Genomic DNA, 15,286 nt, shown 5'->3' with positions numbered 1-15,286 from the left:
TCCTAGGGCCATCTCCACCACCATGACCCCGATGATCGGACCCAGATGTCCCCGCCACATTGCCAGCCTTGCCTGTCCCCGCGACTCTGTTCTCTGACCGAGGCGCTCGTAATGCTGCAACAGGAGCAATTGCAGCACCAACGCTCCAAACACTCCCCAGAACACCCGGTAGAGAGCAGCCACGAGCTGAGCCCCTATGAGTAAGGCGCTGTCCATGTAGAACCAGCGCCCATAGGATAGAGACAGTTCCTCTTCCTGAGCAGGTTCCGTCTCTCCGTTCATCGCAGCCAGTCTTCTCCTTTCCTATCCTCCAGCCCTCCTGAGCCGGAGCCGCTTCCCAATCTTGCTTGCTTGGCACCGGGCTCTCTGTCAACTGGATCCCCCAGGACCGGCTATGTGCCTAGCAAGGAAGCATGCAACCCGAGAAAGCAACCTGGTGTTGCAGATACGACTATTTCTTTCCACCTCCTCTTTTATTTTGGGTAGAAAAGCATCACTTTGTGTTCTTCCCTAAGAGGGGCCTTCACCACCTGTTCGTATTCCACCCAGCCGATGGATCATGGCTTCGCGCATAGGGAAGATATACGTTGAAAAAGTCATTTCCTAGCCTGGCAGCATCCACTATGAGATTTGGAGCACCCGCTATAGCCCCAACTATTCCCACGATAGCCCCAACAGCTGGTGCAACATACTTAGCGAATGTCACAGGCTTTCTTTTCATGATTTGGCCAATTGCATCTATAAACCGCTGGACCTGCCCTGCAGAGTTTATAGATGATACCCTTCGGAGGGCACTAAGGCCGATTTTCAGAGTCACTATGGCTGCCAAGTCAAGCCCTATCTTGAGGACGTCGACTACGAGGTCAAGAAGAGGATTATGCTCGGCAAAGCTACTCATTATTCCTTGAATACCATCTATCACTGATCGGACCAATGACGCTCCTGCACTCAACACAAAGTTCGCTAAAAATGTCGCAACTCCACCTGTTGTAGCCTGAGCTCCCACAAATGCAGTTATAAGCACTGCTAATCCAGCAATAGAACCCAGTGCCTCAGCTGCACTTGCAGTAAACGACCACCAATTCTGCACCCCTCCGCACACCAGGAGACACCATGGCTTCTTTCGGGAATGGGGATTTTGCTGCGGGCCGGGCTGCTGACCCTTTCCCGACTGTGATGGTCGAGTGTGAGGTGGTGTCACCACAGGCTGCCGTGTGCTGCGCAGGATCTCCGTTCCACTCGGCTGGTAGCACACGGTCGAATTGCAGGCTCCTGCCTGATCCACATCAACCACCGGCGCCGGCGCTGGCACGCTGCTCCCACCCCCTCCACCTGGGAGCGCCTACATCTGTCCCGTCGGATCGGTCCGCGTCTCCGGGTTGCCTCCCACGTACGCATACGGGTCCTGCCCCTGCTCGTTCCCCTGCACCGTGTCCGCCGTCAGGAACTGCCCTTCCTCAGACCCCTCGTCCCTCCCCCCTCACCCGATCGATCCCTACTCTCATTCCCTTTCCTGCTCTTCCTCCTCAGCCTCTTCCCCAATCTCTTCTTCAACCTCTGTTTCAATCTCTTCTTCAGCCTCTTCCCCAATCTCTTCTCCAGCAAAATCGCTCAGATCCTGGTTTATCTTCCAGACCAGCAGACCTATGTAGCATGCCAATGCCGCTATCGGCAGCATCAGCAGCACCAGCACTTCCACCCCCAACCCCACCAGGTTCCCCACCAGCCCCCCCAGGCCCCCCTCCCGCAGCCCCATGAGCAGCTCTTGGCGCACCTCCGAGCTGACTGCCACCATCCCAACGACGAGCGCTCCCCAGACCACCACCGCCCCCCATCCCACCACCCGTACCCCCCGCCTCCATATCCTCTCCACCCTCGCCTTCTCCCACCCCCCCAACCGCTACCCCTACGGCTGCCGCACACTCCTCCAGCAGCTGCTCCAGCTCCTCCCCCCCCTCCATAGAGCCTCAGCAGCAGCCACTCCGGCTCTCTCCCCTCCTTCTTGACCACCCGCCAGCCCCACAGATCCCGTCTGATCTCTCGCACCTGCTCCCAGCGAACCACCCAGGGTCTCCGCACCACCACCCCCTGCAGCTCTACCCACCCCTTCTCACCAACCACCAGCCTCCTCCGCAAGCCCAGCTGCTCCCCGAGGGAACTCACCCCGAACCCGCTCACGAGCGCCCCCAGGAAGATGAGGTCTCCTGGCCCCTTCCGCCACAGGACCAGGACGACTAGTCCAATCCCCATTCCCAGCAGCACCCACCAGCTCACGCGCAGCCACCATCTCGCCCGAAAGGCCGCCAGCGGCCTGCCAAGTCCCCGACGCTCTAGCAATTGCTGATCCTTCACAGCTCTCTCCATACTTTTACTCATCTCATACCTGTCCTTCCCTGGTGAGCACAGGCACTCATCAACTGTCTGGCAAGTATGCTTTAGCCAGCACCTCTCTCCGCACCCCCACACCCATCGTCCAGCAGTTCCTCCCTAATAGGAAGGACACCCCTTGAACTGAGCACACCATTGCTCAATTGGCATCATCTCTTGAGCACTGACCTCTGCCTCCAGAGCCAGATACCGACTCGACAGTAAATCGGCTCCCATAGATAGCAAGCCCACGACGGCAGGTTTCAGCATAATGAGCGTCAAACGAGCCAGTGCCTGTTCGGGACCCACAGCTAACCATTGCAGCAGATCTGCTGTGGCTGCTGCTGTGTTCTTGACCCACCAGTTCGCGGAATCCCACGCGGCGAGCACCATGTCCGCCAACCCTTTGAGGTTTAATAGAACGGAAAACACTTTCTCGAAGAACGGTAACCACTGCGGGAAGATATTGCCAATGGCCATAAGCAGAGCACCAGTATCCACGATAAGGGTAATCGTACCCGTGGCGAAGCCCGGCACAGACCTGGTGACAAATAAAGACAGAATATCTCCGGTCACCGTCAGCACCGCTGAGGCCAGGTAGAGCAAATTGGCTTCCCTGATTAATCCTGCCAGGGCCCGATCTCGCACCTTCTTAGCCTTGTTCGCCCAGGCCTGACAATGGTCGCTCAAGTCGACATTCTCATCACACCCTCCCCCAGCCTTTTTAGCACCACTCCCTCCCTCTTGCCTACGCACAGGGGATTTCGCCGGTGGCACCGGTGGGTGAGGGCGCGGCTCCTGAGTTCCATTCGGCTGGTAACACACGGTCGAATTGCAGGCTCCTGCCCGATCCACATCAACCACCGGCGCCGGCGCTGGCACGCTGCTATCCCCTCCTCCACCTGGGAGCGCCTACATCTGTCCCGTCGGATCGGTCCGCGTCTCCGGGTTGCCTCCCACGTACGCATACGGGTCCTGCCCCTGCTCGTTCCCCTGCACCGTGTCCGCCGTCAGGAACTGCCCCACCACCGGATCGTAATAGCGGGCTACATCATAATCCAGCCCTGTCACACTGTCCGCACGCTGCCCTGTGTAGCCCAGGCTCGTCGGCAGACTCCCCGTCGTGTACCGCTGGTCCCCATACGGCCCGTACAACTGCGTTCCTGCTACGTTCCCTCCACTATCCAGGGCGACCACCAGACTCCCCAGCACGTCATAGCCAAAGTAGTAGTCGCTCCCATTGCCCCCCTCGGCCACCGGCGCCCCTCCCAGCGAGTAATACGTCAACGTCTGCGTCCCGCTCGCACTCTGCTGGATCTCCTCCAGTTGCCCCAGATAGATGGTCGTCGTCGTGCTCCCTCCCACCGTCGCCTGCTGCACCACGCGGTTCCCCTCCCCATCGTAGAGGTAATCCACCGAGGAGCTGGGCGCTGTCGGCATATTCTGCCAATGTACCAGCCTCCCCTCTGCGTCATAGCTCAGCTGCTGCCCAGTGGGAGCGCTACCGCCACAGGTCACCGAGCTGTTGGGCGCCCGGCAAATCCTGTTCCCTGCCGCATCATAGCTGGCACTGAAGCCACTGCTGGTGCTCGTGACCGCATGCGGGTGCGCGCTATCCCCATAGGTGTAGCTCCCAGCCGGCCCCGTCGTCAGGCGCCCCTCCGCATCGTAGCTATAGCCCTGCTGGTACTGCGCCGCCGTCAGCGTTCCCGCGTTCAGCGTGCTCCCACAAGGCGGTGTCCCACTCGCCCCCGCCCACGTCAGCCGATTGAGGGCATCGTAGCAGAAAGCCTGCACGTCCGTATCCCCCGTCGGCATGGTCGTGGTGGCCGCCACGACGTTGTTGGCGGCATCGTACTGCGGCTGCTCCTGATAGAGCACCGCTCCACTGCTCTGGTTCTTGTAGACCAGGCTGGTCACCCGCAGCCCCGCGTCAAAGCTACGCGCGAAGCTATAGCGGCTGTTCCCCAGGAGCAGGGCCGTGGCTTTCCCCGCCGCACCAGCATTCCCCTGGTACTGAATGGCCGAAGCCAGCACTGTGGTGGTGGTGTTCTGGGTGGTGGTCAGACCGATCAGCCAGCCGTTGGCGTCATAGCCTGGCGTGACCACTTCCCCATCAGGATAGGTCTGGCTGGTGAGCTGGCCGGCATCGTTGTAGCTGGCCTGCACCGTGTAGCTGGTGCCATTGACGGTGATGGTCTCGGCAATCTGCCGCCCACGTGCATCATAGGTGTAGCTGTAGGAGCCGCTGAGATTGGCCGGACCGCTGAATTGCTCGCCAGTCACGCGGCCCACGCCCATGTTCCCATTGGCAGTGCTGTCGTAGGTGTAGGTGACCCAGGCGCCGGTGGAGGTGTTGCTGCTGTTACGCCACAACAGCCGGTTGAGACCGTCGTAGCCGTAGTAGACGGTGCCCGCAGCGCCGCGTGCATCCACCGTCTGGATCACGTTGCCGTTGGGATCATAGCTGGCCGTGCTGGTGCCGCGATCCGGGTCCTGCCACTGGATGGCCCGCCCCAGATCATCGTAGGTGGTGGTGGCCAGACTGCCATCGGGCGAGCGCGTGGCGAGCAGTTGACCCGCACTGTCGTAGGTGTAGGCCGTGGTACTGTAGAGGGTGTAGGGGTGTGAGCTATCGCCCGTGTATTGCTGCTGATAGTTCTCCTTCCCCAAAGCCCCGACCAGGCTGGCGCTCCTGTGCCCGTTGGCATCGGTCACTGCTGTCTGCTCATAGCAGCCGCTGTCGCTGGTCCCCTGGACCCCGCAGACGACGCTGTAGGCCGTATGCTTGGTGAAGGAATTGGGATCGGTGACGCTCAGTACGCGATCCAGACCATCATAGGTCGTCGTGGTACCTGGCTGCGTGGTGTCGGGCAGCGAGTAGGCCGCTGGCCCCGGCGGACCGCTGTAGGCCGGGACAAAGTAGGGATCGCTCTTGAAGAAGAGGCGTCCCGAGCTGTCGTAGAAGGCGTAGATGATCACATCCTGCCCAGCCGGGTCAGGGGTGCGTGTCTCCACCAGACGCCCTTCGCCGTCGTAGAAGGCCCGCGAGATGGTCGTGGTGGTACTGTTGAGACGATCGATCTCGTCGATCTCCAGGCAGGGACCCTGGGCCGCAGTGCCACTGCACCAGTCGCTGTAGAGCCACTGCTGCGTCTGCAAGCCGCTGCTCTCGCCCGGCAGTACCTGGGCAGTCATGCGTCCCAGGAAGTCGTAGGTGTAGCTGGTCGTCTGGTTGTTGACGTCCGTCGTACTCTGTGGCCAGGTACCGTAGCCGAAGGTGGCCCCAGTGTTCGCGTAGCTGGTACGGCTGACCTGGTTAAGAGCGTTGGCGCTGGTGATCGGGTAGACCGCAAAGGTACTGTCGTAGGTGGTGCAGCTGGTATACTGGCTGCTGCCGACCGTGCAGCCGACATGCCCGCCAATGCCAGCGTTCGCATCAGCATCGGTGCTGGCGACGACGTTTCCATAGGCATCGTAGACGGTCGTCGTGGCGCTCTTGTCCGTGGGCGTGTAGTTGTTGGCTGAACTGCCACAATCGGCGTAGGCGTCCTTCTCCGTGGCCTCGCCCAGCGTCAGGGCGCTGGTCTGGCCGGTGGCGTAGCCCTGACCATCGTAGCTGGTATACTGGCAGCTCAGGCGATTGCCAGAGCCGTCTTCGACAGTGCTCAGCGCCACAAAGTCGATAAGGTAGGTGCCACTGGCACTACTCTGGGTCGCCTGCACGGCATCGTTCCAGACGTAGCTGTAGTTCTTGACGACCTGGGCCGGTGTGCCACCGTTGCCGGTAGTGACCTCCTGGGTGACCCGATCATAATTGTCGTAGCTCCAGCTCGTAGTCGTGACAACGCTGTTGCTGGAACCGTCGAAGATCTGCACTTTCTGCTGCGTCTTCCGGATATCACAGACGACCACCGGATTGTTATGGTCGAGAGCACTGACAAGCTTGCCATCCCAGGTGCCGTATTGCGATGAGGCTGGCGTGCCCGCCACACCGGGCGGCGGACAGATGGCCTGATAGCTGGTGTCGACCTCCTTGAGCAGGGTGTTGCCGTCGGTATCGTAGTAGAGAGCCTGATACTCCTGGCCGTGGGCCGCGTTGGCCAGGTCCCACCAGGGATCATTGTGACAGGGGGCCGCAGTAAAGCAGGTCACCTGGGAGGTATCGTAGATACCCCAGCCCTCACCGGCGTAGTATTTGTGAACCTCGAGCGAGCCATCGGGCGGCGAGACCGTGACCTGGGCAAAGCCCATGAAGATCCCATTGTAATAGCTGAGATAGTCAACATCGTTCTGGTTGCCCCAGTACATGCCGGCAACACAATCGCTACACTCCTGGGCCGGCAGCGGATAGGTCAGCTGATAGCTGTATGCCGTGGTCTCGGTAACGGGTGTACTGCTCTGCGCGCCTCCCTGGCCGTTCTGGCTCAGCCGCAGAGTGGTGGTGCTCTCCTGCGTCAACACGGCGCGGCTCCAGCCGCTGTCGTCAGCCTCGTCACAGGGGTAGCCGTTCATGTTACTGTTGCAGTAGAAGGGATTGGCGTTGTTGCTGCCCCCGCCGGGCACGCCATGGCTGTTGTTGTGGGCAATTGACCAGGTGAAGGTTTGCACCAGGCCCTCACCATTGCTAATGCTACTCAGGAAGCGACTGTTGCCAGCATAGCTCTGACTCCAGAGGAGACAGCCGCTGCCGTTGCCTTTGTTCCAGGAGGGACCACAGTTGGTCGAGGGCGTGGGATGATAGAAGGAATCAACGTAGGTGTTGGTGAGCGTGGTATAGCTAAAGACCACCTGCGGCAAGGCCGCGCTGTCAGTATGGAAGGTCTCCTGACGGGTGCCGGCCTCCGGTCCGCTCAGCGAGCAGCAGAACCCGCCGACGTTGGCGATGCCGCCACCACCGGAGCTGTCAACGGTGTTGGTCCAGGTCGGCTGCGGCGAGCCACTCTCGAAGTCGCTGCTGAAGAGCGGGGTGCTGCTGCCCGGATTGCTGATGACAATATCATCGATATAGCCGCGATATCCGCCGGTGTTGGCAGGCTGGTCATAACCAACGTCGATCCGGTTAATGGTCTTGCCATTCTTGACAGCGCCAATGTTGGAGATGACCAGGTTCCATTGATCGAGCTTGAGGTGACCGCACTGCTGCGCCGGATGCAGTTTGACGCCGTTTTGGTCAACGGCTCCGGAGTCGCGCAGATCGGAGCCATCGCTGAAGATCATGTCGATGGCGACACAGGTGCTGTTGCTCCCACTGACACCGCTCTGGACAGCGCTACTTTCAGGATAGATCCAGTAGGAGAGGGTCGTGTTGGGACCAACGACGATGTTGCGACCGCTGAGGTCAAAGACCTTCATGTAGGCATATGATTGGCTGCTGCTGTTGTCCATGCCAGAGTACATGAGGGCCGTGGCCCCGGTACTGCCGACCTCCTGGAGGCGCGTGAGATCGAACATGCCGGCTACGGAGCGCTGCAGGCCGCTGGCGGGGTCGGTGATCGTGGTGGGACCGGACTGCTCGTAGCTGAGGTTGTAGGTGCGCAGGGTATTCCAGCTGGCGCTGCCGCTGCTACGGACCTGGACCTGGATACTGTTGAGCACAAAGGTGTTCTGGATGATGGGCGCCGGCAGACCGCCGCTGCTGCTCAGGTCGAGCGGATCATCGCAGCGCATATTGGTGCCGGTGTTGCAGCTGCCCCAGCTGCCGCCGTTGGTGAAGAGCGCAGGGCTGTGGCTGGCGTTAAAGACGATTTGAACCAGCGGCTGCCAGGCGCTGCCCGTGCACATGGTCTGCGCGTTGTGGCAGGTGGGCGAGTCATAGCTGACGGTCGCCAGCTCCACATCGCGCGGATAGGTGTAGGTCTTGCCGGTGACCGGGCTGGTCCAGGAAGCCATGTCACGCTGGTAGGTCACATGGATCTGGTTCCCCTGGGGGTCCGTAATGAGGTCCAGATACCAGGCGTTGACGACGGCGCCGATACCCGCCTCGTAATAGTACTGCAGCGAGTCGGCAGTACAGCCATACTCCTCCATGATGCCGTTAGGATGCCAGACGCGGAAGCAGGGTGGATGCGTCGGCTGGCCGATGTCGATAGGACCGACATAGGCATAGATTTTGTCGTGGGTCTCATCAGCCGTATGCCAGAGGATGGGACAGGGGTAGGCATTGGGGTTGCCCGTGGCACAGTAGTAGTTGGCGGTATCATCATAGTAGGTTGAGACGTTGATGTTGGGCGGGATGAGCTGGGAGCTGGTGCCATAGGCGTCGTCGAGATACCAGACATTTTCCCAGTTGGCGGTACAGTTGTTCTTGCAGCCGGCCAGAACGTTGTGCTCCGACCAGGTGATGGCCCCCAGCGACAGGCTCCAGCCCTCACCCACCCAGCTGGCGGCAGCGCTGGGGTTGTGCTGCTCGTTGACGGCCTCGCTGCTGTAGACGAGCTGTAGCGACGGCGTGAGGTCTGCCGGCCCAGAGGGAACGTCGATGGGTTGCGTATAGCTGAGCGCTCCAGCGGAGAGCGAGACTGAGACAGGATCAGGTTTACCGAAGGTGGCGATAGGCGAATCGCTGTCCCAGCTCATAGCGGTGCTAGGGGTATCTAGTGGGACGGTGGCACTCAGGACGTGCGCACTGGGATCAAGCGCGGTCGTCTGGGCAGTCTGAGTACCGAGGGTGCTGGTGACTGTCTTGCCCGCCGCGGGGGCGACAACTCCCTGGACATGGAGGGCATCATCGGCGACTCCACCGTTGAGGAGGAGATAGGCATGCTCCAGGTGAAGAGCCTGCTCTTTGGGTTGGAGATGGTAACGGACCTGCACGGGCTGGCGCAGCCCATGATTGAGCAGCTGGCCGTGAGCGTCAACAAGTTGGAGCAGATAGGCCCCCAGCGAAAACTGGCCACTTCCCCCGGCGTTGGAACCGGAAGGCGGCGCGATCTGGGTGACGCGCAGGGAGATGGAGCCACCCGCCTGGCTGAGGTCCTGAGCGGTGACGGCCCCCGCCGGGATCTGGACCTCGAAGCGGCCATCGCTGCCGCGGAAACTGCTCGCTTTGGCAGTGCTTAGCGCAACGCTTCCTGGCTGCATAGGCATGCGCAGGCTGCGCTTTATCTGCTGTGGCGTCCCAACCGGAACGTTGCCGGGCGGAGCTGGTGTGACGACTCGTGGATGGGAGGCAGCGCCACTGCCTGGATTCACGCGATGAGGGCGAGAGGGCGCCCCATACGGCATGCTGGCAGCAGCCTGGGCCCGTGGGACAGCGCTCCAGTCGACGAGCGTCTGGCTGAGCAGGACAAGCACAAGCATGAGGGCAGAGACAATGGTGCGAAGGCTGAGACGCACCCGTACAGTCAGGCTCCATGCAGATCGCAATTGCTCCCCAGCTTCTTTCCCTCCTCGTGCTCACTGCGCTGGCCCCGAACGGCGCGGAGCGAAAGGGGAAGAGACCAGACAGGCACTGCAAATCCCTCAGCAGCGCAAAAAGAGCTACGCCGTAGTTCCTACCGAAGACAGGAGAGCCTCCACAATGGTATACTGGAGCCATGCGGAGGCTCCTCCGCGGGCGATGTTCTCCCTGGCGGGTCGCAACGCTTCCGAGAGAACACCGCTTCCTCCTTTGTTGCACCTGCTAGGCGGCAGGCGCTACCTCTGGATTGGCGGCTTCTCCCTGATCCCCCGGCCCTGGCTCAAGCATATGCGCTGGCCAAAACAAGCCGACGTCTGGGGAAGCAGGGGAGAAAAGCAGCGCATGGAAAAGGATCTGCCTGCACCTGGGCTACGCTGGCAACCAGGACCTCTCCTTGAAAGAGGCAAGCAGGCCATCAGTAATTGCTCCTTCCTGTTGGCCTTTCTCGACAGCAGCAAGCGACAAGAGCTGTAGCATCTGAGAAGGGGAATGACCAGGGTGGGGGTCAGGCTTCAGGAATGATTGGTATCCAAGTACTAGGGAAATAAAGGACCTTTGCAAACAACGTCGTCCTGCCTGACACCGACAGCCTCAACGGAGTTCGCATGGAGAAAGCTACTACAGGTGCAGCACTGCGTCCATGCCTCCTGTTATGATCACTCTCCCTTAAAAGGTTTCTGCTGGCTAAGAGTATAACAAGAATAGCTCTCTCTGTCAAGTGTAAGCGACTTTCCTCTGAATTGAGAGGAAGAGAAGAGGAAAGCAGGCACGATAAGCCGGGACGGCTGAACGCTTAGATGCCCTTCCTTCCGCTCTTCCCCCTAGGGTGCTCCCTGGTAGGAGCTCAGGAAAGATACGGGGGGATTTCCTGAGCATCTATAGCGTATCCTCTTTGGAGAGGAACTTACCATTACTATCGACTGGCCGCTTTCGTGATGCGTAAAGAGATGGGAAGGGCAAGGAGCCTGCCTACGCGCAGAGCGACCCGGCATCAGCTTGCTGAGAGCAGACTCACCCCGCCCCGGCAGTCAGCTGCAGCTGACGGGGCCGAGCTGAGTCTGTCCCCCTCACCAGTGCGCTCTCTTCCTGAACAGCGCGGCTGCCTCACTGAAGCGGAGGTCGGTAGAGGCTGGTGGCCAGAGAAGAGATACTGGCTGGAGGCATTCTGGCGCATCAGGGCCTCATCCGCTAGCAGATCCATCGGCGCTCTCAGCATCTCCATCACTTTCCGAGGTCAGTCCAGAGAGAGAAAACGCCGCTGCCTTGGTGCTCTGATGGGTCCGTTCAGCGATGTGAATCGCCCATTCCTCGTCGAGTGCCTTCCTGGTACAAGACCAACACACCCCCAGTAGTGGAGGCAGCGGAGAGGGCACGAGTTCGCCAGGGTCCGCTGCAGTTGCTCCGGCTCCGTAGCGCGGTTGCTCATCCGCTGTGGCGGCGGCCTTTGCCCGGGTGCCTCGCGAGCGGTTCGTGATGGGTGCCACGCCTGGCCTCCAGCCAGTCTGGACAGGACCTTCCTGCCGGGCAGCATGCTCGGGAGGCCGGACAGCATTCTGCTGCCTCTGGTTTCCACCCGCTTCCTTCCAGTTCGCAAGAGCAGGCCATCCCACCCCTGCAACTCTCCTGACCGTCTCTCCTCAGTCTCGCTGGTGTCGCTCTCCGCGCTGATAGCAGCTCCCTCGGTGTCCGAGCCATGCCTGTCCCTGCTGGCGGTGACGCCTCTGTAGCCTGACGCTCATTCGAAGCTCAGCGCTTCTCACCAAGCAGCTCCATCCAGCAGCGCCCCGCAGACATCACTGCCTGGCTTCCTTGGCCCCTGAAGGGCACGTGCCTCCCGGATGTGGGCGCCGGCACCGGCATCTGGGCCTTCGAGCTGCAGGCCTTCTTCCCGCACGCACTCATCGTGGGCGTCGACGTCTCCTTGCAGTCCCTGCCTCAGCCGGTGCCCCCAACCTGCGTCTTTGTCCGGGCCAACGTGCTGGACGGTCTGCCCTTCCCCGACGCCCAATTCAGCTCCACCCATCAGCGGTTGCTGGTGGCCGCCATTCCCGCCCAGGCCTGGCCCGGCTTTGTCCGCGAGCTGGTGCGCGTCACCCGTCCCGGCGGCTGGATCGAACTGCTCGAACTCAGCGATGGCATCCAGCCAGCCGGGCCGGCCACCCGGCGCCTGTTGGACTGGTTCACCGGCATCAGCCGGCAGCTTGAGGCTGCCCAATCACAATGAGGCCCCTCGCTTCTGCGAGAGCCTGCTCACCGGTCCCCCACCTGGTCGACGGCAAATCTCCGTGATGAGCTGGGCCAGAGTCTCCTGCTGCTGCCATTGCTCTCACTCTTGCCCTCATTGGGCCAGACAAGTGCAGACGGCTCGCGTGGTCTTTCCAACAGAGCCAGGAGGAGCGAACTGCAGGGGTAGGTATGCGTGTGCCAGGCAGCGGCAGCAAGGTGTGGCTATGCATGCACACCTTGGGGCTCATGCTCGTCAGTCGCTCCATCAGGGCGTGGCTCGCCGTTTGACCTTGCTCTGTCTCCCCAGCCAGCCCGGCACAGAGACACTACCAACCAGGCCAGGTTTCTGCCTGTTCTGCTGACGCGCGCCTCCCGTCCAGGTGTGGGTGAAGTCCCTGGTCGGGCAGAGAGCAGCCCTGCTCCTGCTCCCTGTCCCCCAGGTGCAGTAGAGATATCCTCATCCATCTGAGCGAAGGAGAAGTCAATGGGACTGCCGGATAGCGGCTGCGTGCCCTCATTCGAGGGCATGGGGCTATCGAAAAGCAGTTTCATTGGAGACGCTCGCGCTCGTGTTCATGGGTCACTGTTCAGTTGGTGGACACGTGCAAGCCTTGATGCCATTGCCCAACCCCTTGACGACCACATGATCGTGTGTCATTATTTAGACGGCTAATAAAAGGAGGAATCGTGCTCCCGCTTCAGGACTACATAGGGTTTCAGCTGCTCCAGATTCATATTCATAACGCAAGGCAACGCAACCCAGCAGGCGAGGCCAGACCGTAGGGTCTTGACCAACGCTGGTCAGCCTGAATTGCCCATAGAATTCGGTAGTGACTGTCGTTGACAACCAGGCATAGCTGTTATATCATTGGTGCGTGGAGCACCTCCCATTGCTTGCCATGCCCCAAAAAAGGAGATCCGCCCCCTATGAGTCCGCGTGAGAAAGCACTGTATCACCAGATCCACCCGCTGAAACTCCTGACAGATATCAGCGCCGAGATCATCTCTATCTACTACTGCTGGCAGCGGCGCCTGCTGAGCGGCCTGCTGATCGCCGTGCTGCCACCGGTCGTAGCCTCTTTCCTGATCATGCGCCTGGTCGACCTGGAACCGTATCGACGCTCTGCAGCAGGGGCCTACCTGAAACGCCATATGACGCCGACAGTGGTCGCCATGCGCATGCTCGGCACCTGCGTGACGCACCTGGGAGCCTGGCTCCGCTGGCCAACGCTGATGGGTTCGGGCTATGGTCTCATCCTGTTCGCCTGGTTCCACGGCTTGCTGCCGGTGCTGGGGCGAAGCAAAGGCGACATAGCCCGGCAGGATAGAGCCAGGACGACATAGCGCGCGTAATGCTGCCTTGAGCACCTTACCCATAGCGTTGCGCAGCAGCGCCTCCACACAAACCACGCGCCGCGGAATCTTACAGCATGCCAGCTTGTCCGCCCAAAAAGCCAGCACCTCCTCAGCGCTCAGCGCACCGGGCAGGCGCGCTACCACTACAGCCACTCCCACCTCACCTCAGCGCTCATCAGGCAGCGCAATCACCGCCGCCTCGGCAATCCCCGGATGCAGCAGCAAAACCTGCTCTATCTCGACATGTGCTTGATCAGGTTGCCAGACTGTTCCAGCAATGGCCAGAAGAACGCCGTCGAGGCTTTCCAAATGTCCATCAGCAGGACCGTTACGTGCTGGTCACCCCCAGGGCCGTCCAGGCAGAAATCTCTCCGCTGCTCTTCGAATGCACCAACAAAGGCTGCAGACGGGCTGTCCTCTACCATACCCTTGGAGAAGTCAGTCAGCGGAACCCGGGGTTGCGCTGTCATCACTGCAAAGGGTGCTTGATTCAGCTGCACCATGTCCTGATCCATTCCATAGCTGTGGTCATATCCGACCCTTCATTCTGCGATCCTGCCCACGTCATAAGCGCGAGCATCTCTGGCTGAATACAGGCGACAGCCAGAAGTATGCTCAGTTCCGCTGGCAGTGCAGGCTCTGCTCCTTCCAGCATTCCCTGATCGAGGGCAACTGCGATGACTGCAACCTCCCCAAGAAGCCAATGCGGCCCATCGTTCATCGAGCCACCGCTTCCTACTATCCTCAATATCGGGCGCTGATCAATCTTCCAGGAAGGGGCCTCGACCTCATCCTGAAGGTCCCGGAATGCCACTGGCTGGCCACTGCCGCCTGCCCGCGGATCTTTGATTACGGACCTGATCTCCGTCTGCGTGATCTGGCAGGCAGCGCTCAGGGATAGGCTGCCGGTCTGGATGCTTTGGCCATACTGACACGGCATATCAGTACCGCGCCCCCGGAGCGGCAAGCAATCATACAGGCCCGCCTGGCTGGATGCATTACAACAGGGGTTTGCCGGGGTAGGAAAAGCTTATCGCCGCCGGGTTCTCGCTCAGGCCAGGCAACTGATCACGCTGCAGGGAGAGGATCTTGAAGAGACAGGAAGAAAGTTACTGGAGTTCGTTCGCCTCAGAGAATCGCTGCACGTCGTGACCATCAAGGACCTTGAGCAAAAGGCACGTCAGGAGAGCAGCAGCCGACTCCCCCTCTACCAGGAAATCTATCGCCAGGCTCTGCTGAGTACTGGACTGGCCGATGTGCAGCTGATCGGGGATTTTCTGGTGACAACGGTCCTCCCTGGATTCTCAACCGCATAAAGACCGTGAATCCTTTCTGGGAAATCACCAGGGATCACCCGGTCACCCAGGCAATCTTCGGGCTGGTCCACTCGTTTCGTCATCTGGTACTCCGCCAGGCTGTCATTCTCAGCGGGTTCGATCGGAGCAGCGTAAGTGAGTATCTCTTTCCCCGAGTCCTCTCCTCCGTTCTCTACAGCAAGAACCGAACGGCATTTACGATGGGAGGTCTGTATACCTTTTTGAGCAGACACTGCAAGAACATCTTCGAGCCGTCATGAATGCCGGTGAGATCTGCATTGACGATCCAGTTTGCCTGGAAGAGACGGGGGCCTGCCATGCCTGTATGCACATCTCAGAGATGAGCTGTGAATATTTCAACCGCAACCTTCACCGCAAATATCTTTTTGGTCGGCTCGAGCCCGACGGACGCGAATACATTGGCTATTGGGATCAACGGTGTACAGTGGCTGGGAAGCCAGAGTAGGCCAGCTGGCTGGCGCTGAGTCCATACACCAGCCAACCGGATTTGTGCCTCACCACGCTTAGCCAACTGCTCATTCGTGACAAGGCCCTTTCCTGGACTGGCTGGTTGACGGTTCGCTGGCGCTCTCAGATGCACTCAAGAGGGCGCACATCA

At 60.3% G+C, this 15,286-nt stretch carries 12 protein-coding genes; 5 read left to right on the top strand and 7 right to left on the bottom strand.

Translation table 11 applies throughout. The features are described from left to right. From A4R35_RS24080 to A4R35_RS01000, 5 genes are all read right to left on the bottom strand, one after another. The coding region (locus A4R35_RS24080; RefSeq protein ID WP_189361189.1) for a hypothetical protein at positions 1-282 on the bottom strand (282 nt) is incomplete at its 3' end. A 241-nt stretch (positions 283-523) separates the two neighbouring features. Next, a complete protein-coding gene (locus tag A4R35_RS01015) occupies positions 524-1,090 on the bottom strand; it encodes a hypothetical protein (RefSeq protein ID WP_146747068.1) in 567 nt (188 codons plus the stop codon). Between the two features lie 411 nt (positions 1,091-1,501). After that, positions 1,502-1,873 (bottom strand): hypothetical protein, encoded by a 372-nt coding sequence (locus A4R35_RS01010; protein WP_146747067.1) that lies wholly within the window; start codon positions 1,871-1,873, stop codon positions 1,502-1,504. 614 nt (positions 1,874-2,487) lie between these two features. Next, positions 2,488-3,057: a hypothetical protein gene (locus A4R35_RS01005; RefSeq protein WP_112425699.1), complete on the bottom strand. Its 570-nt coding sequence runs from the start codon at positions 3,055-3,057 to the stop codon at positions 2,488-2,490. Positions 3,058-3,279: 222 nt separating this feature from the next. Next, the gene (locus A4R35_RS01000) at positions 3,280-9,705 is read right to left on the bottom strand and encodes an RHS repeat domain-containing protein (protein WP_112425697.1); all 6,426 of its coding nucleotides are present in this window, start codon (positions 9,703-9,705) and stop codon (positions 3,280-3,282) included. A 184-nt stretch (positions 9,706-9,889) separates the two neighbouring features. Here A4R35_RS01000 and A4R35_RS00995 point away from each other — a divergent pair, with 184 nt between their 5' ends. From A4R35_RS00995 to A4R35_RS00975, 3 genes are all read left to right on the top strand, one after another. Then, positions 9,890-10,243: a hypothetical protein gene (locus A4R35_RS00995; RefSeq protein ID WP_112425695.1), complete on the top strand. Its 354-nt coding sequence runs from the start codon at positions 9,890-9,892 to the stop codon at positions 10,241-10,243. Between the two features lie 1,366 nt (positions 10,244-11,609). Beyond that, entirely contained in the window at positions 11,610-11,993 is a 384-nt protein-coding gene (locus A4R35_RS00985) for a class I SAM-dependent methyltransferase (RefSeq protein ID WP_189361187.1), read from the top strand. 929 nt (positions 11,994-12,922) lie between these two features. Continuing rightward, positions 12,923-13,339 carry a hypothetical protein gene (locus tag A4R35_RS00975; RefSeq protein ID WP_112425688.1) on the top strand — a complete coding sequence of 139 codons (417 nt, stop codon included), beginning with the start codon at positions 12,923-12,925 and terminating at the stop codon, positions 13,337-13,339. Positions 13,340-13,516: 177 nt separating this feature from the next. Here A4R35_RS00975 and A4R35_RS25155 read toward each other — a convergent pair whose 3' ends face one another. Both A4R35_RS25155 and A4R35_RS24530 read right to left on the bottom strand, forming a co-directional pair. Beyond that, a complete protein-coding gene (locus A4R35_RS25155; protein WP_223258483.1) occupies positions 13,517-13,576 on the bottom strand; it encodes a hypothetical protein in 60 nt (19 codons plus the stop codon). Between the two features lie 8 nt (positions 13,577-13,584). Continuing rightward, positions 13,585-13,854 carry a hypothetical protein gene (locus tag A4R35_RS24530; protein WP_223258519.1) on the bottom strand — a complete coding sequence of 90 codons (270 nt, stop codon included), beginning with the start codon at positions 13,852-13,854 and terminating at the stop codon, positions 13,585-13,587. A gap of 200 nt (positions 13,855-14,054) precedes the next feature. Here A4R35_RS24530 and A4R35_RS00960 point away from each other — a divergent pair, with 200 nt between their 5' ends. Both A4R35_RS00960 and A4R35_RS24075 read left to right on the top strand, forming a co-directional pair. Then, positions 14,055-14,252, top strand: coding sequence for a hypothetical protein (locus tag A4R35_RS00960; RefSeq protein ID WP_112425683.1), 198 nt, complete (start codon positions 14,055-14,057; stop codon positions 14,250-14,252). Positions 14,253-14,499: 247 nt separating this feature from the next. Further along, on the top strand, positions 14,500-14,667 hold the full coding sequence (locus tag A4R35_RS24075) for a hypothetical protein (protein WP_189361185.1): 168 nt from the start codon (positions 14,500-14,502) through the stop codon (positions 14,665-14,667). Positions 14,668-15,286 lie beyond the last annotated feature (619 nt).

It is taken from the genome of Thermogemmatispora tikiterensis (assembly GCF_003268475.1).
GTDB lineage: Bacteria > Chloroflexota > Ktedonobacteria > Ktedonobacterales > Ktedonobacteraceae > Thermogemmatispora > Thermogemmatispora tikiterensis.
The sequence above is the reverse complement of the archived record's forward strand: the minus strand, read 5'-3'. Positions and strand labels throughout refer to the sequence as shown.